General features: G+C 42.3%; 17 protein-coding genes and 1 pseudogene. 7 read left to right on the forward strand and 11 right to left on the reverse strand.

The window, feature by feature from the left end; all coding sequences use genetic code 11:
• Window positions 1-7: 7 nt before the first annotated feature.
• The 7 genes and pseudogenes from RXV91_RS05255 to RXV91_RS05285 form a co-directional block, all read right to left on the reverse strand.
• Window positions 8-196, reverse strand: a complete 189-nt coding sequence (locus RXV91_RS05255) for a gallidermin family lantibiotic (protein WP_316438991.1) — start codon at window positions 194-196, stop codon at window positions 8-10.
• Between the two features lie 246 nt (window positions 197-442).
• Complete coding sequence (locus tag RXV91_RS05260; protein ID WP_316438992.1) at window positions 443-787, reverse strand: hypothetical protein; 345 nt, start codon at window positions 785-787, stop codon at window positions 443-445.
• 2 nt (window positions 788-789) lie between these two features.
• Complete coding sequence (locus RXV91_RS05265) at window positions 790-2,739, reverse strand: ABC transporter permease (RefSeq protein ID WP_316438993.1); 1,950 nt, start codon at window positions 2,737-2,739, stop codon at window positions 790-792.
• A 22-nt stretch (window positions 2,740-2,761) separates the two neighbouring features.
• The gene (locus RXV91_RS05270; protein WP_316438994.1) at window positions 2,762-3,502 is read right to left on the reverse strand and encodes an ABC transporter ATP-binding protein; all 741 of its coding nucleotides are present in this window, start codon (window positions 3,500-3,502) and stop codon (window positions 2,762-2,764) included.
• A gap of 1,050 nt (window positions 3,503-4,552) precedes the next feature.
• Window positions 4,553-6,209: pseudogene (locus RXV91_RS05275) on the reverse strand (transposase).
• 167 nt (window positions 6,210-6,376) lie between these two features.
• On the reverse strand, window positions 6,377-6,940 hold the full coding sequence (locus tag RXV91_RS05280; protein WP_316438995.1) for a GNAT family N-acetyltransferase: 564 nt from the start codon (window positions 6,938-6,940) through the stop codon (window positions 6,377-6,379).
• 83 nt (window positions 6,941-7,023) lie between these two features.
• Entirely contained in the window at window positions 7,024-8,034 is a 1,011-nt protein-coding gene (locus tag RXV91_RS05285) for a putative sulfate exporter family transporter (protein WP_316438996.1), read from the reverse strand.
• A 116-nt stretch (window positions 8,035-8,150) separates the two neighbouring features.
• On the opposite strand from RXV91_RS05285, the gene RXV91_RS05290 reads away from it, so the two are divergent.
• Window positions 8,151-8,978 carry a LysR family transcriptional regulator gene (locus RXV91_RS05290; RefSeq protein ID WP_316438997.1) on the forward strand — a complete coding sequence of 276 codons (828 nt, stop codon included), beginning with the start codon at window positions 8,151-8,153 and terminating at the stop codon, window positions 8,976-8,978.
• Window positions 8,979-9,061: 83 nt separating this feature from the next.
• On the opposite strand, the gene asp1 is transcribed toward RXV91_RS05290, so the two are convergent.
• Window positions 9,062-10,561 (reverse strand): accessory Sec system glycosyltransferase Asp1, encoded by a 1,500-nt coding sequence (asp1, locus tag RXV91_RS05295; RefSeq protein WP_316438998.1) that lies wholly within the window; start codon window positions 10,559-10,561, stop codon window positions 9,062-9,064.
• Window positions 10,558-12,102: a glycosyltransferase gene (locus RXV91_RS05300; RefSeq protein WP_316438999.1), complete on the reverse strand. Its 1,545-nt coding sequence runs from the start codon at window positions 12,100-12,102 to the stop codon at window positions 10,558-10,560. Before RXV91_RS05300 ends, asp1 begins: the two co-directional genes overlap by 4 nt.
• A 308-nt stretch (window positions 12,103-12,410) precedes the next feature.
• On the opposite strand from RXV91_RS05300, the gene RXV91_RS05305 reads away from it, so the two are divergent.
• Both RXV91_RS05305 and RXV91_RS05310 read left to right on the forward strand, forming a co-directional pair.
• A complete protein-coding gene (locus RXV91_RS05305) occupies window positions 12,411-13,340 on the forward strand; it encodes a LysM domain-containing protein (protein WP_316439000.1) in 930 nt (309 codons plus the stop codon).
• A 485-nt stretch (window positions 13,341-13,825) separates the two neighbouring features.
• On the forward strand, window positions 13,826-14,908 hold the full coding sequence (locus tag RXV91_RS05310) for a LysM domain-containing protein (protein ID WP_316439001.1): 1,083 nt from the start codon (window positions 13,826-13,828) through the stop codon (window positions 14,906-14,908).
• A 180-nt stretch (window positions 14,909-15,088) separates the two neighbouring features.
• Here the strand turns inward: RXV91_RS05310 and RXV91_RS05315 are convergent, their stop codons facing one another.
• A complete protein-coding gene (locus RXV91_RS05315) occupies window positions 15,089-15,613 on the reverse strand; it encodes a bifunctional transcriptional activator/DNA repair enzyme AdaA (protein ID WP_316439305.1) in 525 nt (174 codons plus the stop codon).
• Between the two features lie 178 nt (window positions 15,614-15,791).
• Between RXV91_RS05315 and RXV91_RS05320 the strand changes: the two genes are divergently transcribed.
• From RXV91_RS05320 to RXV91_RS05335, 4 genes are all read left to right on the forward strand, one after another.
• Entirely contained in the window at window positions 15,792-16,292 is a 501-nt protein-coding gene (locus tag RXV91_RS05320; protein WP_316439002.1) for a methylated-DNA--[protein]-cysteine S-methyltransferase, read from the forward strand.
• A 1,022-nt stretch (window positions 16,293-17,314) separates the two neighbouring features.
• On the forward strand, window positions 17,315-18,214 hold the full coding sequence (locus tag RXV91_RS05325) for an ABC transporter ATP-binding protein (RefSeq protein ID WP_316439003.1): 900 nt from the start codon (window positions 17,315-17,317) through the stop codon (window positions 18,212-18,214).
• Window positions 18,207-19,424, forward strand: coding sequence for an ABC transporter permease (locus RXV91_RS05330; protein WP_316439004.1), 1,218 nt, complete (start codon window positions 18,207-18,209; stop codon window positions 19,422-19,424). The genes RXV91_RS05325 and RXV91_RS05330 overlap by 8 nt, the downstream gene beginning before the upstream one ends.
• A gap of 777 nt (window positions 19,425-20,201) precedes the next feature.
• A complete protein-coding gene (locus RXV91_RS05335; RefSeq protein WP_316439005.1) occupies window positions 20,202-20,429 on the forward strand; it encodes a hypothetical protein in 228 nt (75 codons plus the stop codon).
• 389 nt (window positions 20,430-20,818) lie between these two features.
• On the opposite strand, the gene RXV91_RS05340 is transcribed toward RXV91_RS05335, so the two are convergent.
• Window positions 20,819-21,562 carry an SDR family oxidoreductase gene (locus RXV91_RS05340; protein ID WP_316439006.1) on the reverse strand — a complete coding sequence of 248 codons (744 nt, stop codon included), beginning with the start codon at window positions 21,560-21,562 and terminating at the stop codon, window positions 20,819-20,821.
• Window positions 21,563-21,565: the final 3 nt, after the last annotated feature.

The following is a 21,565-nucleotide window of genomic DNA, read 5'->3' on the forward strand; positions in this document are numbered from 1 at the left end:
CTACTCTTTAGCAACAGAAACTATTAAAGCTACCCGTGTGGCCACAGCCAAAAGTACAAAGTGACCAGCTCTTAAAACGTGAATCTGGATCATCCTCATCTTTCACAACCGAAGCCTCATTTTCGGTAACATCCAAATCAAACAAAGCATCATTTAAATCCAAAGTCTGCGTAGTTGTTTCATTATTTTCTAACATGATAGCTACCTCCTAATATTATTGAGGGCAAGCAGCCCGCGGTTGAATTACCACTTGTCTACACCCATAAGATACCATCTTTCATATTTAAAACCAATACTTCTCAACCTGTCCAATCTTACATTGTTGTCACCTAGCAAATAGCGTCATTATTGCTTAAATAAGCATTTGAAAAACAAAATAGCATTTTTCCTGAAAATAAGCACTGAACTAGGTTACTATGTTCAGGCAACACATACTCATACCTTACCATTTTGTAAGGTAAAAGCAGAAAACTGACACAAGTCCCAAAATGCCGATAAACATCGTAACAAACATTAGAAAACCTGTTGTAAGCATAAGCCCCATACCAACCTCGCCTAAAAAAACAATCAATAAAAATCCTTGATAAACATTTGCCAATTGATACTGCTTATAGTTCAAAGTTGCAATAATTATTAATAACCCGACAATAATTACAATGGTCGTTACTACCCACATTCCACTTTTTCCGAACGTTGTTTTGCCATTTATTGGATATAATGCCACCATAAAAACTGATAACACGCTCAGTATAGCGTTTAGTGCTAAAAGATACATTTTTCTTTTCATAATTAATTCTCCTCCACAAGACTTTTATCTATATTTCCCTCTATCAAAACAAAATAATTGTGTGTTGTTGATACACAAATAAGAGAATAAAAAATCAAAAAAGCTACAGACGTTATGATACCAGTTGCGATGAACAACCTGTCATTTGTTAATGACAGCAGTTTTAAAATCTTCAAAATTATTGGGAAGGCAAATATTTGATTAATTATGGCGAATATTAATGGGGCAAACGCTGTAATTACAACTTGCTTATTTATTGTTTTGCGAATCTGTTTAACATTCATTCCTAATTTATGAAGTACATTGAAATCAGATCTATCCTCAAATCCTTCACTAATTTGCTTATAATACATAGTAAATGCAGTAATAAATATAAAAATAAATGACAAAATTAATCCTATAAACAATAAACCGCCAAAGAGTGAATTTACAACTTTTTGCATTGTGTCCTGGCTGGCAATTTTAATAGTCGCCGTGGAACGTTCGACACTCTTTATATAACGATTTTTTTGACTACGCTTACCTTTTAGATTAAATCCTGTGATACTTTTAAATACAGGTGTCATTTTTAATATGTTAAATTCATCAGCCGCATTTTCAGAAACTATATAAATGTTTGGAACTATTGAGTTATCATTAACTGGTGCAAATCCTACTTTTCGTATACTTTTCTTGACTGAATAAACTTTATTACGAATCTTTATACTACTAAAGTTGTATCTCTGATCAGGAATAAATACTAATACTTGATTTGATTTCAGATGAAAGTTCTTTCTTTCATTTTTTTCAAAGGAGTTTAGCGATACCAATGACATCTGATAATGAGCATTGATTGAGTCATCGATATTAAAAGAGTTACCTTTTAAACTTCCATAAATTGCTTGACTCATATCTAAGCTATTAATATTGGTCAATTTTATCTCATCTTTGGCTGCCACTTTTTTTAAGTTTGCTAATACAGAGGCATTATCTTTTGAATTACTTGTTACCATAACTTGCCTAGGAAACCATTGTTGAATCAAACTATTTTTACCAACGTAAAAGCAACTTAATGTGGTCACTGTTATTAAAGCTGCTGTACACAATAAGCAAATCGTTGCCAATGCCACGGAACTTCTTTTAAGTCTGTGTAATATAGCTGCAATTGTAAAAAAGTTTGCAAAGTTATAATAAACTTTTGAGTTCTTTTTTAACATATTCAATACAACAATATCACTGGTCATAAATGTTCCAAAAATCCCTAGAATCACCAGCAATGAAGCAATCTCAAAACGTGAGACACTGGTTGCTGGATTTTTAGTTGTAACCGCAATTACATAACCAGTTATTAATATAACAAAACTAATAGTTCCGAAGAACCAAGGAATTTTGCCACTATTTTCTGATTTTTTCTGAGTTTGTGATAATTCCTTAATATTTAAACCGTAAACTCTATGAACACTGATGGCTATAATGATTAAATAAATCAATCCAATAACCACCGATGCAATTCCAAGAGCAGACACGGAAAAGTCATATTTAATTTTTTCTGATAGACCGACCATTCTTTGTAAAATTAGGAATAAAAATCTTGAAAATATAGTACCGAAAATTAAGCCACAAAAAACAGATAATGTGTAGAATATCAGCTCTTCATCAATTAGTAGTATGGATATTTGCTTTTTATTCATACCTAAAACTGAATATAGACTTAATTCCTTTGCTCTCAATTTTGTCAAATAACTGCTCGCGTAAATCATAAAAACGAACACTAAAAAAGTTAATAATATAACTCCCAACATCAAAATATTTTTCAAAGTTGAGCTATTGTGCATCGTTCTAATGCTTGTGTTCAAATACAGATTTAATAGAATAAATAAAAATGAAGTAAAAATACTACTTGCTATTAAATACGGCAGAGTCATTGCCTTATTGGAACGCAGATTGTGAAGACTAATTTTCATTAAAAACATAGTTTAACATCTCCCAAAAATTTCAAAGTACAGATAAAGCGGACATTATTGTCGAATAAAACGACTCATTATCTTTTTCACCACGAAATAATTGATCAAATGTTGAACCATCTTTTATAAAAAGAACTCGTTTAGCGTGACTGGCTGCTATAGCACTATGAGTCACCATTATAATTGTTTGGCCTTTATTATTAATAGCTTGAAAGAGTGAAAGCATCTTATCAGAAGTTACTGAATCTAACGCACCAGTTGGCTCATCTGCAAGAATTATATCAGGCGCGGTGATCAGAGCACGCGCTGCAGCCACTCTTTGTTGTTGCCCACCTGACAACTGATATGGATACTTGTCCAACAGTTGTTCAATCTTTAGTTCACTCGTTATTTGTTTTAATTGTTTTTGATAATCATTAATATTTTTTTTTGCCAAAACTAAAGGCAAAAAAATATTATCCTTATTGTCAAAAACATTCAGCAGATTAAAATCTTGAAAAATAAATCCAAGATGATCTCTCCTATATTGGGCACTCTCTTTATCGTTCATATAACCGATTTCTTGGCCGTCTAACCTAATAGTACCCGAAGTAGCGTTGTCTAACGTTGCAATGAGATTTAGGAGTGTTGTTTTACCTGAACCCGACTCTCCCATTATCGCAATGTACTCTCCTTTTTCAACAGAAAAAGAAACATCTTTCAACGCAGTTGTTTTTTGTGTACTCGTACTTTGATATATCTTTTGTATGTGGTTTAAAACTAATTGCGACATAATACTTGCACCTCGTTTTCTTATTTAAAGCCATTATACGTGGCCGATAGACTTATATATACATTTAGAGTCTGTTAAAAGATTACATTTTTGTCATTTATGAATCCACTCCCAAAAATTATGAGAAGACATGTATATTCGATAATTAAGTGTTCTTAGCATCGTCTTTGATTGGTACCACCGCACTAGTGAATTCTTGATAATGATTAAATTACGTTAGTTACTTTCCTACATGTTATCGCTATAGGTGCTTTAAACATACTTAACTGACAGCTTGGGCTTCCTGTCCTTATCATCTCTTTTTAAACTTTTGGCCCTTTACCACGATCCGTTTAAGTGTTTGCTTGCTGGCAATTAACATTTAAGTTTACTTCTCAGAAGACTGTTTAACTCGCTAAATCCTAAATTGGTCACTGATGAGGTCCGATAGAATATCAGTCCGCACAATATCAGCGCCTGACTTAGTGAGGTAGTTCTTTAAATCAGCTTGCCGTTGATCTAGGGGTCTCATGACTTAAATTCCAACTAAAGTAAAATTTCACAAAATCTGACAAAAAAGTTACCACGCCATATACATTGACAACTACTGTACGAGCAACTTCATACTCATGAATAAGTACATGCCCATTTTCACACTTTTATCAGCAAGCGTTAAGTTTCCAATGATCTTACCCAGATACTGTGAGACTAGTTTTGTGTAAAACATATTGCCATAGACATAGCACCACTTTTCCAGTGCAATAAGGTTAGTGTGAGTACCCCCCACGACAACCCATTTACATCTTCATTATTTTTTGTATTTCGTTTATATATTTTTATTCAGCATATTGATCCTTCATATTGCTAAAATTAAAACCAAATAAATCATACTCCAGTTAAAACTAATCTAGCCGAGAAGGATGCTCAGCAATAAAATTACCGTTGATCGACATTGCATGTCGAGTTACGCTAAGGCTCATATTAAAGATGGATCGGTTTAGATGGTAGCTTCAACTGACGACCACTGCGTTCCAGTAATTGGCTAGCAATCCTGGTAGGCGGAATTGCGTACTAATCTTCCAAGTATAATCCACAAAAAGTCTTGTTCGTCAAAAACCGGATTCTCTGGCAACTGTTGTTGGTAATCTTTTTATGGGAGACTGTAACATAACTGGCTTTTGCACAAACAAATAGGACGAGAAATCGAATTTTGGTTTCTCGTCCTATTTGCTTAAGTTTTTGATTTTTTAGTTGGCCTCTAATGTGACCAGTTTCATGATATTCAATGCCATAACGACGATGTCAGCTTCCTTAGTGACGCGCTCAAAGCCACGCACCGAGAAACGCCAAAACGCAAAGAAGCCTTCAGCTTACCAAAAAACGGTTCAACATCGATCTTGCGTTGGGCATAGATCTGACCGTTTTCTGGAGCTGAAAGTAACTCACGCTGTTTTGCCTTAAAACACTCCCAATTTTCATTCATGGAAATTCTTTTAATATTTTCTTTTGGGGTTAATGCACCAGGAATAAGTTGGTGATTTTTAGCATATTTTTCGGCGACGTATTCTTTAATATCTCGCGTAAAACCATACTTATCAGTCCTCTGGCGATAAGTATTGAAGTTGAATCGCACACCCTGTGGATTGATAAAGTAATCATCCTTTCCATCGTAGTCCCAGTTCATGACTTTACGGTCATCATTTTTCATTTCCGACTGTTTTCTTTAAGCATTGTGCCATAAGAAATTAAAGTAGTATGTTGATCAAAGTCATCTTCTAAAAAGTGATAATTACTTTCTGAGCCGTATTCGGCATAGGCGACGATGGTGGTACTTAACGTATTGTTAGCTTCTTAATGTTCAATAAATATCGGTAATGTCCCAGTGTCGGCTGGATTTTGAAGCAGATGATATCCGGTGATAAATTGATTACTGGTAACGATCTGAAAATTTGTCAGCCGACTTCAATGGTCCGTTTTAGCGTAACTATTACGTTGACCATAGATTGCTTGTTTGGCTTGATGTTCACGCATTTTCTAGCGACATTTATCAAGCTTCCATTTCTGAGATTTAACAGTTCGTCGTTGCTACTTGGCCGGGTTTAGGAACGTTTTCTTGGTTACTGCCACGGTTTCATTGAGGACGACTAAGTCTTTGTTGATTATGGTATCCAGCATTTCAAGTGTTAACTCTGCTCCGGCTGGGATTTCGCCAATAATTGGGGTCTCATGCACTTCGCCTAACTTTTTATGATTCAGCTGATCTAATCGAATCGTATTCTTTTTCCAAACAAAACTATACTTGTTCACATCGACCAGAATTTTAGCCCCATCTATTAAAAATGGCGTCTATCAAACCATTTTGACGCAGATACGCGGTTAATTGCGACAAGCTGTCATTCGTCATGGCAGCTAATTCGTCTGAAATTCTAAATCGACAAATCGTGTCATAAAATGGGCCTTGATCGGTAATTAACCATCCAGCTGGCTTGTTTTCACAAGCAAACCGTTCAATCTTACGACTACTGAAAATACCGTAACTGTACGTTAAAAGGACCGGTTTTAACATGGCTAAAAGGTTATATTCCCATGGCCATCCGAACTGGTAATCATATTTTAGTTTTAGACTCTCAACAAGCTCGTTAATGTAGCGGGTGAGATGATTTCCTTCTGGTTGATAATCTAAGACGATACTCAAAGTAGTTTGATTCATGCTATAATAATCTTGCATATTTGGAATGTCCTTTAGAAGATAATTTCGTAGAGTATCGGGTGCAACCGATGCTCTTTTTTATTTTCTATTATAACAAAGGCCAGTCAGGAAAAAATCCGAATGTTTTCCTAGACCGGCCTTTGTTATGGAGACATATGCTACAACCTCTTTATTTTATCTAATAATCACTTGCGGCGACTTGCTAGCCAATCGACCGCTGACATCTGATACACATTCTCAGCATGGGTGCCATCCAATAAGTGCTGACCACTTGGATGCTGGATCAAAAAGTCAAAGCCCGCCCGTTGCGCCACCGCATTGCTTACCTGATTGTCCACCGCCGCACGAATCCGCAAATATTGGCGATGATACTGATTAAAACCCAAATCACAGACACCACGGACGGCTGCCGTCATGACGCCGCGTCCCTGAAATGGTCGTCCCAACCAATAGCCGATGTTGGCACTGTGGTCGTTATTATCGAAGTGGTCACAGCTAACCATCCCCGCAACCCGTTGTTCAACGACAATGACTAGATTGAGCGCTTGCGACCATTGTAACTGAAGCTGTGCCGCGGTTAAAAAGCGTTGTTCATCCGCCACCGTTTGAATTTTAGCAACCCATGGCAAATAATACTGATACTGCGCACGATTAGCTGTTAATAATGCTAGTAATGCCGGCGCATCGCTTTGGGGTAGCGGTTCTCGCAATTCAATCGCTGGTGTGACTCGATAAGTTAGCATGAGCATTCCTACTTTCTTGGATGAAAAATCGCAATCATGATTAATTGAATGATTAACCATGATTGCGATTTAAGTGTATCAAAATTCAATTAATGTTGTAGTAATAACGTAATTAAAATCAAGGCGCTGACGACCTGAATCGTCCCCACGCCTAAGCCATAAAGTGCTAAGCGCTTGCCAGCTTTCATAAAGTTAACAAGATTCAAACGTAACCCGATAGCTGCTAACGCAATGATTTCAAACCAACTACTGATTGTATGAGCCGTTGCGCCAATAATTGCTGGTAACGAAATCAAGCTATTCAATGCACATAAGATTAAGAACCCGGCCACGTACCATGGTAACCAATGACCGTTCCCATTACCACTGACGACAGCATCCTCAGCCAATTCATTTTCAATCGTGCGTTGGTGTAACCGGCCAAAAATCAAAACAACGACGACTAGCATCATAATCCGCATAATTTTGAAAATCGTTGCAAATTGAACCGTTGTTTGATTAACCATACTAGCTGCGGCCACTACCTGCCCAACTGATTGTAAAGTTCCCCCAATCAACGCCCCTTTAAGAATGACACTGCCACCAAACACGGCCATTCCTAAGACCGGTAACGTTAACATCAGCACTGTCCCCATCAAGTTAACTAAGGTAATGACAGTCCCCTTATCATCTTCATCCGCGTCAATAACGGGTGCGATTGATGCAATCGCCGACGACCCACACACGGCGTTACCGCCGGCCATCAGCATACGTACCGACTGGCTGAACCCCAACTTGCGCCCTAACCACAAGGCGCCGACGATCGTAATCGTCATTTGACACAGAATGAAAAGCACCCCGAAGCCACCAATTTTGCCGATTGTCTGTACGGTCATCGTCGCGCCGAGCAGCATTACGGAATACTCCAACAACTTACTTTCCGCAAACTTAGTCCCCCGACCAAGCTGTGGTTGTTTCAAAAACGTGTTGCCGCTAACGATTCCTAATAGAATCGCGATGGTGGCCGCACCTAATGCTGGCACAAATTGCGCCAATCCCTGACTAATAATTGCAATGACCAGACTGGTCACTAACCCCGGTAAAATCCCTTTGACCTTCATTCGCTTGCTCCCATCTCTATCTCGATGCTTTTAAGTATACGAAAGTTATTTACATTTGAGAAATAAATTATTATGATAGTTACTATTAATAAACATAATAGTTAGAGGTGGACACAATGTTTAAACAATTGGAAACGTTCTGTGCGGTGTACGAGACCCGCAACTTCTCCCATGCTGCCGAGCAACTTTTCATTTCCCAGCCGACCGTCTCGACACAAATCAAACAGCTTGAGGCCGATTTACAAACCACGCTTTTTACACGTAATGGTCGCCAAGAAATTGTTCCTACTGCTAGTGGCCAGCTCCTCTATCAACAGGCTCAAAAGTTGTTAACAACTTGGGCCGCTACCAAAACAGCGGTGCAATCACCACGCCACTTAGTGAAAGTTTCTTGCCGGATTGGTGCCTCACACACAACCGGGCGTCTGATTCTACCCACCTTATTAGCCAATTTGAGTGCCGTCAGTGATCGATTTGACTTTCAAGTGACGCTTGCCAATTCGGCCGAAATTTTGACCGCTATGTCCCAACACAAACTGGACTTTGGTTTAGTTGAAAAGCCACTCGTTACTGACCAGCTCAATCGCTTGCCATTTGGTCACGATGAGCTCGTCCATGCGGGCGACTTTGCCAGTCCCCTCTGGCTGCTACGTGAACCTAATTCCGGTGTGCGTCATTATACCAACGCCTTTTTAAAGGCCCGCAACATTCAGCCAGCACAAGTCATGGTCATCCACAATAACCAAATCATCGCGGACCTCCTCGCTCATGGTATCGGCCAAACAATTATTTCACGTCACGTTTTAAGCAACGAGATTCCCATCGAACAGCTAAGTGCCCATTACCAACGCCAATTCTTTTTACTGACCAACACGCAACCGGCAGCGGCACTGCGCCCCGTACAAGCAGCAATTACGCAATACCTAACAACGTGGTCAGATTAGCGATTCCCGCCGTTGTTATTAGGTCTTTTTGACATTAGCGTTTAAAAAATGGTCTGACCACTAAAGTCAGACCATTTTTCTATTCACTGAACAACCGGCTGCCACTGTTGCCAAACTTGTTCATCACTATATTGTTCACTACTCCGATAGGCACCCTTGCTAAGTCGTTGCTGACGTTGCGGATTTTCAAGCGTCCGGGTCAACGCCCTGACAAGTTGGTTGATGGCACCATCCGTGACCAAATATCCATTCTTGCCATCCTTCAAAACATCCTTAGGGCCATAGTTAATATCATAAGCAATTGCTGGCACACCATGACTAAGGGCTTCAATTAACGATAATGGCTGCGCATCACTTTCACCAGTATAAACGTAAGCACCGGCTTGATCATAAGCCATTGTTAAGTTCGGTTGATACCCAGCAAAAGTCACGGCGGTCTCTAGGTGCAACTGGGACACTTGCTGTTTTAGACGGTCAAGTTCACCACCATACCCGTAAATCACTAAGGTCGCATCCGTAATCTTATGGTGCACTTGGTCAAAAGCTGTCACCAGCTGATCGACGCGCCGTTCCGCATCCAAACGGCCGGTATAAATAATTTCATGCGCATGACGTTCACTGATCGCAATTGGTGCATGCTGTTTGGAAACAACGGCCGCTGAAATCGTCAGGATTGGGACACTCGGTTGACCACCGAGCCACTGCGTCAAATCCTGTTTCTGCTGTTCAGTGCTCGTAATGACGCCATCCCAGGCACTCAAAAATTCGTGTAATCCATAAACATACGCGTTATTCAAATTAGAATAGACCTGATCACGCGGGTCCACCGCATGCGGTGTCGGTAACCACAAATATTTTTTAGCCGTCGTCTGCATATTCACCACCGGCCACTGAGCAGCTAATGGGCGATCAGCAATAAAGACATTGTTTTCATCATATTGCTTGTTCAATTCATCTAGGAAGAACCGGTACCATTCCTGTTCACCGTTAAAGTAGTAGTCGCGGCCATGATAATCTAGCAAGTGGCACAGCGAAACATAGTTAGTTCCATTGCTATCATGCGCATAATATTGTTCGGCCAGCCGACTACCATCTGGACGATAAAAAATATCCGTGATTGGTTCCCCCGCTGACGAGAAGAATTCGTCACGGGCCTTGAAGCCCCGTTCATCATAGTCGGTTCGCTGAACTAAATTGTGAAATTGGTCAAAAATTTCAATGAAGTACACATGCCCCACCGTGCTGGGGACAAAGTGGACCTTAGCAATCAGCCGATCACCAGCTCGCACCTCACTGACATTGGGGTCCGGCTTAATGTCATAGGCAGTTGGCCAGTTCAAATCAGCCATCTTGATGACCCGACTGGAAAAGCTGGTCGTTTCACGAAAAAAGTCAAACAAGTTGGCCATCTGATCATCGGCAATATTGAAGCGCCGCATATTCTGATGTAACAAACCATCGAATTGACGCGTTACTAGTTTAGCCGGTGCTTGATGATTTTTAAACAACTGGAGCCGTTTGAATTCGGCATGCTCTACGCCAGAATTTAACGCCATTAAATACTGATTCACAAAAAAATTCATCGCTGCGTTGCCCCCTCAACTTGATAAAAATCAGCTGCGGCTTTCATGAGTGGTTGCCACTGTTGCCAAACAGCCGCTGTGCTAAAGCGTTGGGCATCTTGATAAGCCTGTTGACTATACATGGCTAACTTTTTCGGCTGTGCCAATAAGTCAATCATCGCCGTAGCTAACGCATTCTCATCATTAACCGGTACCAATTGACCGTCGTGACCGTCACGAATAATATCCCGCGGCCCATATTTGACATCATAGGCAATCTGGGGCACCCCGTGGGCTTGGCCTTCAAGTAAGGCGAGTGCAAAACCTTCTGCCCGCGAGGTGAGCATCGCCAGCTGAGCATCATTATAGACAGTCGTCAAATCCGTCGTGTAATCATTAAACGTCACTGCCGATTGCAGTCCCAGTTGTTCCACGAGTTGATGTAGCTGCTTGCCCGTATCGCCATTCGCATAGCCCCAGAAATCAAGGGTTGCATTCGGCACTTGTGCCAATACCTTTTTGAACGCCCTAATCACTTGATCCTGTTGCTTTTCTTCGGCTAAACGCGCCACAAAAATAATCTTGCCAGTGGTGCGTTGATCAAAAGCTGGCTTGGGCGCGTTCAAAGTCGCGTCATCGACAATCCCAACCGGAATGGTATAAACGGCCGGTTGGTTGCCAAAGCGAGCTTGAAAGTCAGTAGTTTGTTGCTGAGTCGACGCGATGACACCGTTCCATTGATCCAGATTATTGAGCGCGTAAGCATAATTAAAGTTGAGACTAGCCGTCTTCGGATGTGCGGGATCATTAACGTGATTACTGTGTAAGTGCATGACTTTAAACGCTTTAGTTCGCATATGGAGTGCTGCATAGGCCAGCTCATACGTCCGATCAATCACAAAGACCGCATGTGGCGTCGTCCGATTAAGCTCATCGAGGAAAAAGGTTGTCATTGCCGTTTCACCAGCAAATGACCAGTCTTGCCCCTCATAATTAATGAATCGATAAAGTGAATTTTGGACCTGATTTTGTCGATCTGCCATATGAAAAGTCTGATAGACGACCTCGCCGGCCGGATTAAAGACTTGTTCACTTGCCACTTGTCCATCAGCGGCATAAAACTGTTCAAGCCCTTTGAATCCCCGAGTATCATACCAATCAATCTTAACTAACTTACCATTTTGGTCGTAATATTGAACATTGTTCAGTTGTTTTTGCGTGTTCAGAAATGTATTAACCTTCATTAATAACTGGTCATTTTGATAGACCTCATAATGACGCCCAACGGGTTGCACACGTAAATTTGATGCTAAGTGTAAATCTTCAATCGTCACTTTTTTAGTTGGTTGTTTACTTGAATGTTGAATAAAATCAAACAAATTAATTTGATTTTCAGCTTTAATTCCCGCCGCTTTCAATGTCTGGTGTAACGATAACGAAAAGAATCGCGTGACCATCTTAGCAGGAACGTGATGCTGGTTAAAAAGTGCCAGCCGTTTCATCTCAGCATGTTCGATTCCCGATTTTTTCGGGTTAATGCTGGTATTCACAAAATAATACATTATTACTCGCTCCCTTACACAACGTTCTGCTTAACGGTCTCGATTATAACAAATTTTACTGAATTAATAAGAATATCGCTCACCGCTTTAAACCATTTTTTAAGTTACCTTCTGAATTTTACCGCGAGTGTGATGATAATGTGGCGAAAAGATGATGAAAGTGTTAACTTGTTACACCATGTTACTTTGTTACAAAATGGGCTAAAACCGTAATCTGTTATTTATTGCTTTGCAATCTGCGGTCGGTATACTAATCACCATTCGATCGAAATAACAACACAACTTTTATAGGAGTGACTGATTAGCTTATGAAAATTAAAAATGCCTTATTAACCTCATTGGCAGCTACTGGACTATTAGCCTTAGGTACTACCGTAGCCAATGCTGATACTGTGGTCGTTAAAGCTGGCGATACCGTCAGTGAAATTGCTTTAACGCACAAGACAACCATCAAAACGATTCAGAAAGCCAATCATTTAAAGAACGTTAACTTGATCTATATCGGTGACAAACTGGAAGTCAACAGCAAACACCATGCAACCACGGTTACTACCCAAGTACCAACTAGCGCTGCTTCAAGTACGGCTAGTTCGACCAGCACCAGTACTGCCAGTGCGGCGGCCACTAGCGCTAGTACTCAAAGTACCAGCACGTCAGCAGCTAGCACGGCTACCAGTTCAGCAACGACAAGCGTCGTCTCAAGTAGTGCCGCCAGCTCATCAAGCACAAGCGCTGCTTCGAGTAGCGTGACCAGCACGGCTAACGCTAGCGCCGCTTCAAGCAGTGCCACTAGTTCAGCAACTATCAGTGCCGCTTCAAATTCTGCGACAAGCCAAACTAGCACGGCGGCAAGTTCAACTGCCACTTCCGCGTCCATGACGAAGTTAAGCAACACCACTGCTTCTAGCGCCGCAAGCACGAGTACGGCAGCCAGCAGTAGTGCCACAACTTCAAGTAGCACCGCCACGACTAGTAACAGTTCAACGACCGCTAGCAGCAGTTCGTCAACAACTAACACTGAAGCTGCCGCGAAAGCTTGGATCGCCAACAAAGAATCTGGTGGTTCATACACCGCTTCTAATGGGAACTATTATGGTAAGTATCAACTCAGTAAGTCACTCCTAAACGGTGACTACTCGGCTTCTAATCAAGAAATCGTCGCTAATGAATACGTGGCTTCACGCTATGGTTCATGGGCAGCGGCCAAGGCCTTTTGGGAAGCCAACGGTTATTACTAAACATATTCATGCACAACTGAACATACAATCAGCGCGGTCTCTCAATGAAGGGCCGCGCTTTTATTTTCTCGCCAGTATGCACCATCAGCCTATCACAAACCGTTATCAAGCCACGCAACTAACTTTCATTCCGACTATTCATCCTGTCACTAGGCAGGCACTGATCCCCCAGCTAGTTTGAACACGTCCCCCCACAGTAATTCATCATTCGTTAACTTTTTCGCGCCATTTACCAATTGCAACTTCTAAACGACCAGCTCAGTCGCCATGATCACGTTACTCAGGTTAATACATTGACACGCTCATCACTAAAATAACGTTGCAAATTAGCGGTAATGTAAGCGTTAATCTGTTACACTGTATCTTAATCGGGCATGTTTTATTTGATAAAAAGTCCATCGATGATCAAATTGCGCTTAACGAACCGCTTACATGATGGTAAACTTTAAAGGAAGTCTATTCTAGTTTGGGAGTGAATCAATTATATGAAAATTAAACACCTATTATTATCTTCATTAGCAACAACTGGTGCCATTGCCCTTGGTGCTACCGCTGCTAAGGCAGATACGGTGACGGTCAAAGCTGGTGACACGGTTAGTGAAATTGCCGATAACCACAAAACCACGGTTGCTGCCGTTCAAAAGTTGAACCACTTGAAGAACGTCAACTTAATTTACGTTGGGGACAAGCTGCAAGTCAATAAGCACCAGACGGTTAAGATGACGCGGACCACTACTTCAGTAGCGACTCCAACTACCACCGCTACAGCAACTAGTACGAGCACTCAAAGCCATACTAATATAGCCAGTAGCGCGGTAAGTACCGATACCACTTCGACCGTTAGCCAAAGCAGTACGAATCAAGCCAGCGCCAGTTCAGTGACTAATGCAACGAGTCAAAGTACCACGGCCGTCGTTAGCCAGAGTAGCACTAGTCAGGCAAGTGCCAGCTCAGTCGCTAGTGCGACCAGTCAAAGTGCTACGTCAGCTGTTAGCCAGAGCAGTACTAGTCAAGCCAGCGCTAGTTCAGTCACTAGTGCCGCTAGCCAAAGTACATCAACAGTCGCCAGTCAAAGTAGTACTAGCCAAGCTAGCGCTAGTTCAGTCACTAGTGCCACCAGTCAAAGTGCCACATCGGCTGCTAGCCAAAGCAGTACTAGTCAAGCCAGTGCTAGTTCAGTAAAAAGCGCGGCTAGTCAAAGTACGATGGCAACTAGCCAAAGCACCACAACTACCGCTAGCTCAGCAGCAACCAGTAGTGCAACTACCAGCAGCACAACTGCCAGTCAAGCTAGTTCAAACACAGCTAGTTCAGCGACGAGCACAACGACTAGTTCGACTAATACATCTGAAGCTGCAGCCAAGGCCTGGATTGCTGCTCGTGAATCCGGTGGCTCATACACCGCAACCAACGGAATTTATTACGGTAAATACCAACTTGGTAAAGTTCTCTTGAATGGTGATTATTCTGCTGCCAACCAAGAAGCGACTGCTGACGCATACGTCGCTGGTCGTTACGGCTCATGGACCGCTGCTAAAGCGTTCTGGCAAGCAAACGGCTGGTACTAATCAGTATCTGCAATTATTAAATTTAGCTATATCATAACCTCAAAGCTAGCGCAAACAGACCATCGTTTGCGCTAGCTTTTTAGCATTTCATTTATGTCGCACAACCACGCTGAACTGGTTGGTATAACCATGTTCTTTAACAATATTTCCATTTCAGTTCAAAGACTTGGATTAGTCATGCTAGCATTGTTGTCGGAATTGCCGTGGCGTTTGTCGATAAGTCTGCTTAAACTGCGTACTAAAATAAGCTGCCGATTGAAACCCACAGGCTGATGCAATCGTGGCAATTGGTTGATCAGTAGTCGTTAACAAGTCGCAGGCATGTACCAATCTGATTAACCGCAAGTAAGCCATTGGTGTTTGTCCTGTCTGTTGTTGGAAAACGTGGTGCAAGTAAAACGGCGCGCCGTGTGCCCGTTGTGCTAATTCGCCCAACGTTAACGGTTCCGCATAGTGCTGCTCAATAATTTGCTTGATCGTTTGCACCCATTCGCTAGCCGCTACAATGGTTCCGGTTGGGCGACAACGCTTACAGGGACGAAAACCAGCCGCTAGGGCATCATCAGCATTTTTAAATAGACGCACATTAGCCCGCTTAGGTAAACGTGAACGACAGCTAGGCCGACAAAAAATCCCCGTACTCGTCACACCATAAAAAAATTGACCATCCGTCGTTGCATCGTTGTTACAAATAGCTCGCCACATGGTATCGGCTTTTGTTAAATTCTCCAATCCTCGCACCTCCGCTTCCTGATGACTACCAGTATACGCGCAAAGTTTAATCAGTGTGTTAATCAAGGATTAAAAAGCAAGATTTCGAAAGTCCAGCCACCAAAAATTCTGTTATACTAGCGCTATCCTAATTGAGATGGAGGGCTCAAACATGCACTTAACATTGACCCAAACAACCATTAACCAACAAACTTACTGGCTGGGTGCAACGCCCGCCGGTTTAGCCTTTGTTGGCCGTGCCAACGGTCCACGTGACGAATGGCAAACTTTCTTCAAATCTACTAATATTCATTATGATCAGCAAGCTAATCAACAAGCCAGTCAAGAGCTCCGCGACTACCTAACTGGCCAACGCCATAACTTTGACGTGCCTCTTGACCAAACAACCGGCACTCAGCTACAACAACAAGTTTGGCAAGCTTTGGCACGCATTCCATACGGCCAAACCGCAACTTATTCACAACTAGCCACGATGATTGGTCGTCCTACCGCCGTCCGAGCCGTCGCCAGCGCCGTTGGTAAAAATCCACTTCTCATCATTATTCCTTGCCATCGTGTCTGCCGTAAGGACGGTCAACTAGGCGGTTATCGCGGTGGTTTACCAATGAAGCGCGCCCTGTTGGCCTTGGAAAACGCCGGCGTGACCAAGTAGCTTAGCTTAAAACCAAGCGTGCCCCCTTGTCACACCGAATCAACTATGTCATCATAAAATCAAACTATGATTGCTAATTGTGCTAATCCTAATTAGGATTAAAACGTGCCAAGTTTAGATTGTTATTCGTCAGCCGGTGTGCGTCCTATGCCGACCTCCGGGGCTGGGTGCCAATTGCTGGAACGCAGCCGACGTCGATTTGAGCTAACGCCCAACCCGCGTCATCTCAAATACGAGTCTTATTCTAAGCCGGAAGGAAATCACTTCCAGCTAAGAATAATTTGGCTACTGAGCATTGTCACCCAGCCCCTTCAGTCTCAAGTCTGTGAGGGGTCACGGGTTGAAGCCGAGCATTGCCTAGCCAACGGATTAATGCGGTTTGTATTAGTCCGTTGGCGTAGCAAGCACAGGCTTCAGTGGCACCGAACACGTTTCGGGAAGCCGCTTGAATGGCAGATGAACGGCCACTTAACTTGGTATAACTTATCGTTGGCTATTTTGATACTGAAACTTTAAACAAAGCGTTAGGTGCATTAGCACTTTGTCGAGAGATTAAATCTTACTACGCTGATTCAGAAGTAGTGAGCTGGCTCAATATCATTTTCAGTCTGACAGTTGATTAACAAAATTATCGTTTATGAAAAACAACGACAAATCCAGCAAAGGTTGGGTATATTCCTGTCAGCCATTCGAATACTGTCCCGACTGGAAGGCGTTTCGGCCAATGCTCAGCGGTGAAATTCCACTTAGCAAGCATCCTTTGCTTGGTTAGTGGAAGACCAGTATTTAAGACGTGGGTTGCGGCTTAAATCTGTGTCCACCGCGTTCCAGCAATTGGCAGAAATGCCTGGAGGTCGGCGTCGGACGAACTAGCAAATCATGTTTACGCTAACTCGCACTTTTTCCAGCGGGCCTAAGCTGGCTGCTTTTGATTTAATTGGCACGTTTTAATTCTATTCCATGACTAATTAGCTCGCACAACACGTAATGACTTTATTTCAAGAATTTTGGGGGACAAACTAATGCTATCCATCGCACATATTCAGAAACGTTTCGGAACTGTTCAAGCATTGAATGACGTGTCATTCGACGTCCATGACGGGGAAATCATGGGATTGATTGGGCAAAATGGCGCGGGAAAATCAACCACGTTTCACAGCATCTTAAATTTTCTCTCATTCGATGGTCAGATTACTTGGAACGGGCAACCGTTGACCGCCGATGACTATGATCAAATCGGTTACTTACCCGAAGAACGTAGCCTAATGTCCAAGTTGACTATCACCCAACAAATCGTGTACTTGGCGCGGTTAAAAAATCAACCAGCGCGGGTGACCAAGGGTAAAATTGCTGCATGGATGAAGCGCTTTGCAGTCAAGGGACAACCGACCGATAAAATTGACAAGTTATCTAAGGGGAACCAACAAAAAGTCCAATTGATTTGTACTTTGATTCATGAGCCTAAACTAATTATCTTGGATGAACCGTTCAGCGGTTTGGACCCCGTCAACGCTGACCTGCTCAAGCAAGCTATCCTTGATGCTAAGCAACGCGGCGCCGCGATTATTTTTTCCAGTCATGATATGAGTAATGTCGAAGCTATCTGTGACTCACTCGTCATGCTACGTAATGGCGAAACAGTCCTTAAGGGTACCGTTGAAGACGTCCGCGCCCAGTTTGGCCGCACCCGCCTCTTCTTGACGACTGACTGGTCGCAAGCTCAACTGGCTGATCTACCAGGAGTCACAACCGTTACGCAACAAGGGGCCCGCCGCTTCCGACTCGAACTTGCCGATGCTTCAGTCGGTCCAGCGATTTTTGATCAAGTCACTGCTGGTCATTACATTGAAGAGTTCAGTCAGCAGCCACCAACGCTAGATGAGATTTTCCGAACTGAAGCGGGAGGTGTTGACCATGAATAAGACTTGGATCGTGACTTTTGAAACCTACTTACGGCAGATCAAGTCCTGGAGCTTTTTGTCACTCGTTTTTATGCCCTTCTTGTTCTTCGGGTTCGTGGCCGCCTTTTCTTATTTTGCGGCTCCTAGCGCTAGTAAGAATGACATCGCGGTCGTTAGCACCAGTTCACAATTACGCACAAGCTTCATTAAACAGAGTCATGTGGCTACCGCTAATAAATACCAAACACTCGCCAGCGCCAAGGCGGCGACGAAGCGCAATGACATCGCCGGCTACCTCGTTTTAACAACCAAGAATCAGCAGTTGCAAGCGCAGTTCACTGGTCCTAATGCCGTCAGCAGCGGCGATAAGGCTAAGATTCAACAGTTCTTAGCCACTGTCCAAAGCCAACGCAACGTGCAGCGCGCACAACTAAGTGCCAAACAGACTCAGGCGTTGGCTGTACAGCCCAAATTTACTGAACAATTGCAGAAACACGCCGCTTCAGATAAAACGGCTAAAACGGTCTCCTTCTATATTGTCGTCTTCTTTGTCTACTTGATCTTGACCACCTATTCAGCAATTACGGCCCAAGAAATTGCCGCAGACAAAGGAACCAAAATTATGGAAGTCATCTTCTCGAGTACGACACCGCGGAAATACTTCAACGGTAAAATTTACGGTGTCTTACTGGTAATTGTGACTCAGCTGCTCGTCTATTTAGTGGGTGGCTTTGCCGTCATACAATTCGTCCAACGTAGCTCACTCACAATTGATTTTTGGCAACAGAATACCGATTTGATCAATCAAGTGATTCACAACTTGGTCTCAATCAACTTATTATTCGCATTACTAGCCGTACTACTCTACACCGTAGCGTCGGCCTTCTGTGGTGCTTTGGTGACTCGGGTCGCAGATGCTAGCAAGGCCGCACAACCGGTCATCTATCTGAGTATGCTAGCATTTTTCATGGCCCTAGCCTTTCAGAACACACCCGACAATCTCTTCGTTAAGATTTTCTCATATATTCCGTTTTTCTCATCATACTTCATGCCATTGCGCCTCATTAACGGCATGGCAACGATGCCCGCTGCAATCGTGTCACTCCTGATTCTCATTGCAACAATCATTGGAAGTATGATCTACATCGGCCGAATCTATGGTGGGCTAATGTTACAAACGGATGAACTCGGTTTCTGGGGCAACTTAAAGCGCGGCTTACGGTTGAAGTAGGCCCACTAGTTGAATATTTATAACAACAGCAAGCACCCGGTCTAGCAACGCCATTATGCGCTAAACCGGGTGCTTGTATTTTTTGAATTCAAATTTTCGAAATTTCCAACTTATCGTCAACTAGCTCAAGTGGCCGGTAACAACAGATAAATATTAACCCTTAGCTTGCCTTCGTATTGAGTAACTGCCACTTAGATACCCTATTTTAAAAGTCGCGTTAATTCATAATGAGTCCGAACTTGCTTTTTTTTAGGAAAAAGATTGACCACCAAATTTTAAGGGCCTATTATACGTTTCGTAAATACTTAATAAGTAGAAGATGCTACCAAATGAAATTGATGAAATCGTTTATCTATAGTTATTTACGAGTCTTGATATTTTATATTATATTAATGTATCTGGTCACGGCACCCTCAACAGGTACATTTGTATTTCGATGGAATATCCCCAATATAATATTCACACTGTCGTATTTATTTTCCTATCCATTGTTAAATTATAGACTTACCAATCTGAAAGAAGCGCACTTTATCTTAAATTCTCCAAGCACACGAGAATTTAAGAAAGAAATTCAAGAAAATGAAAAAGCCTCCTATGAGCACAGAAGCAGTATCGATTCAATTGTCTATCGAGATCGTGCACTTTTAGAAAGTGAGGCCAGAGATGAACTAATGTCAGGAGAACTTTCTTTTTTCTTACAGGGCCTAATTTTGATTATTTCAGGTCCTGTTCTCATTTTACTTGGCTTTTATAGTATTATCGAAAGGTGGAGATAAAATGAAATTATTAATTTCAACCTCAATCATGGGCTTATCCTTATTAGTTGGTAGTCTAGTAATAGTAGCCGGTACAAAAGCTGAGGCATCCGATACACCTACTGTAAATCCATCCACAACTATTACAAAAGAATTGCCTGCTAGCTCTTTAAGAGAGGAAGTTCCAGTAGGTTTTGGTGACGATGGTGGGGGCGGTGGACAAGATTGGAGCATTTGGCCTGAACCATAGCTAAGCGTTATTATAATTAAGACAAAATCGAATTTTAGTTCTTCTGGAGGCGTTTTTCTATGATTAATCATAGAAAAACGCCTTTTCCCACTATTCTAGTTAGCCAAGGCAGAGTCATTCAGTCAGCACATGTACTCAAAAGCTAAAAAATACGGTATTAGAACCAAACACAAATATGCGTGTACTAGCTGTTCTAGCTCAAAAAGCAATGTAACCAACTAAGAAGCACTACTGGCATGAACTCGAAGTGATTTCAGCTTCATACCTTACTAAAAACGACATTACGATTTTAATGACTGGAACTGTCTACTTGACTCAGAGCAACCGTTAATTAACCCTGATATATAATTATTCATATCAAGCTTTCTAGTAATACTCGCTAAATCAAGTTAGGCCTGCTTCGTCGGATAAATCGTAAATTCATTAACGTTAACATCCTCTGGTTGGTCAATGGCAAAGTTAACCACGTTCGCAACGGCAGTTGGACTGATTCCCACTTGTTGATAAAAATCAGTCATATTCTGTTTGGCCGTTTTATCCGTAATCGTGTGCAGTAATTCCGTATTAATGGCCGCTGGATATAAGCTGACCGTTCGAATATTGGTGCCTTCTTGGGCACTTTCCATTCGAATAACTTCCATCAAATTACGAACCGCAAACTTCGTGGCACCGTACACGCCGGAGCCAGCAAAGGACTTAATTCCAGCCACTGAAGATGTCGTAATAATCTGACCAGATTTTTGAGCAGTAAAGATTGGCATGACCGCTGCCACCCCGTTCAAGACGCCTTTGATGTTAATATCAATCATCTGGTCCCATTCATCCGTGTGCAAGGCACTGATTGGCGATGTCGGCATAATCCCGGCATTATTGAAAATCACGTCAAGCCCACCGAATTGCGTTTGGGCTAGCTTAACTAGTGCTTGTACATCGGCTGACTTCGTTACATCCGTCACCTGATAGGCCGCTTGTCCACCGGCTACCTTGATTTCATCAACTAAAGCGGCCAGGCGTTCTTCACGCCGTGCGCCCAATACGACTTTAGCACCATTACTGGCTAATTGCTTAGCGGTCGTCGCCCCAATTCCGGACGAGGCTCCCGTAATCACAACGACTTTGTTTTTAACTGTCATCTA

This window comes from Lactiplantibacillus sp. DA1 (genome assembly GCF_032681335.1).
In the GTDB taxonomy this organism is placed as follows: domain Bacteria; phylum Bacillota; class Bacilli; order Lactobacillales; family Lactobacillaceae; genus Lactiplantibacillus.

What these genes read in the sequence shown, in the direction of transcription:
- asp1 (WP_316438998.1), bottom strand. Translation starts at nt 10,561, where the DNA reads ATGAATTTTTTTGTGAATCAGTATTTAATGGCGTTAAATTCTGGCGTA.
- RXV91_RS05335 (WP_316439005.1), top strand. Translation starts at nt 20,202, where the DNA reads ATGAAATTATTAATTTCAACCTCAATCATGGGCTTATCCTTATTAGTT.
- RXV91_RS05300 (WP_316438999.1), bottom strand. Translation starts at nt 12,102, where the DNA reads ATGTATTATTTTGTGAATACCAGCATTAACCCGAAAAAATCGGGAATC.
- RXV91_RS05305 (WP_316439000.1), top strand. Translation starts at nt 12,411, where the DNA reads ATGAAAATTAAAAATGCCTTATTAACCTCATTGGCAGCTACTGGACTA.
- RXV91_RS05320 (WP_316439002.1), top strand. Translation starts at nt 15,792, where the DNA reads ATGCACTTAACATTGACCCAAACAACCATTAACCAACAAACTTACTGG.
- RXV91_RS05290 (WP_316438997.1), top strand. Translation starts at nt 8,151, where the DNA reads ATGTTTAAACAATTGGAAACGTTCTGTGCGGTGTACGAGACCCGCAAC.
- RXV91_RS05270 (WP_316438994.1), bottom strand. Translation starts at nt 3,502, where the DNA reads ATGTCGCAATTAGTTTTAAACCACATACAAAAGATATATCAAAGTACG.
- RXV91_RS05330 (WP_316439004.1), top strand. Translation starts at nt 18,207, where the DNA reads ATGAATAAGACTTGGATCGTGACTTTTGAAACCTACTTACGGCAGATC.
- RXV91_RS05265 (WP_316438993.1), bottom strand. Translation starts at nt 2,739, where the DNA reads ATGTTTTTAATGAAAATTAGTCTTCACAATCTGCGTTCCAATAAGGCA.
- RXV91_RS05260 (WP_316438992.1), bottom strand. Translation starts at nt 787, where the DNA reads ATGAAAAGAAAAATGTATCTTTTAGCACTAAACGCTATACTGAGCGTG.
- RXV91_RS05340 (WP_316439006.1), bottom strand. Translation starts at nt 21,562, where the DNA reads ATGACAGTTAAAAACAAAGTCGTTGTGATTACGGGAGCCTCGTCCGGA.
- RXV91_RS05315 (WP_316439305.1), bottom strand. Translation starts at nt 15,613, where the DNA reads ATGTGGCGAGCTATTTGTAACAACGATGCAACGACGGATGGTCAATTT.
- RXV91_RS05280 (WP_316438995.1), bottom strand. Translation starts at nt 6,940, where the DNA reads ATGCTCATGCTAACTTATCGAGTCACACCAGCGATTGAATTGCGAGAA.
- RXV91_RS05325 (WP_316439003.1), top strand. Translation starts at nt 17,315, where the DNA reads ATGCTATCCATCGCACATATTCAGAAACGTTTCGGAACTGTTCAAGCA.
- RXV91_RS05255 (WP_316438991.1), bottom strand. Translation starts at nt 196, where the DNA reads ATGTTAGAAAATAATGAAACAACTACGCAGACTTTGGATTTAAATGAT.
- RXV91_RS05310 (WP_316439001.1), top strand. Translation starts at nt 13,826, where the DNA reads ATGAAAATTAAACACCTATTATTATCTTCATTAGCAACAACTGGTGCC.
- RXV91_RS05285 (WP_316438996.1), bottom strand. Translation starts at nt 8,034, where the DNA reads ATGAAGGTCAAAGGGATTTTACCGGGGTTAGTGACCAGTCTGGTCATT.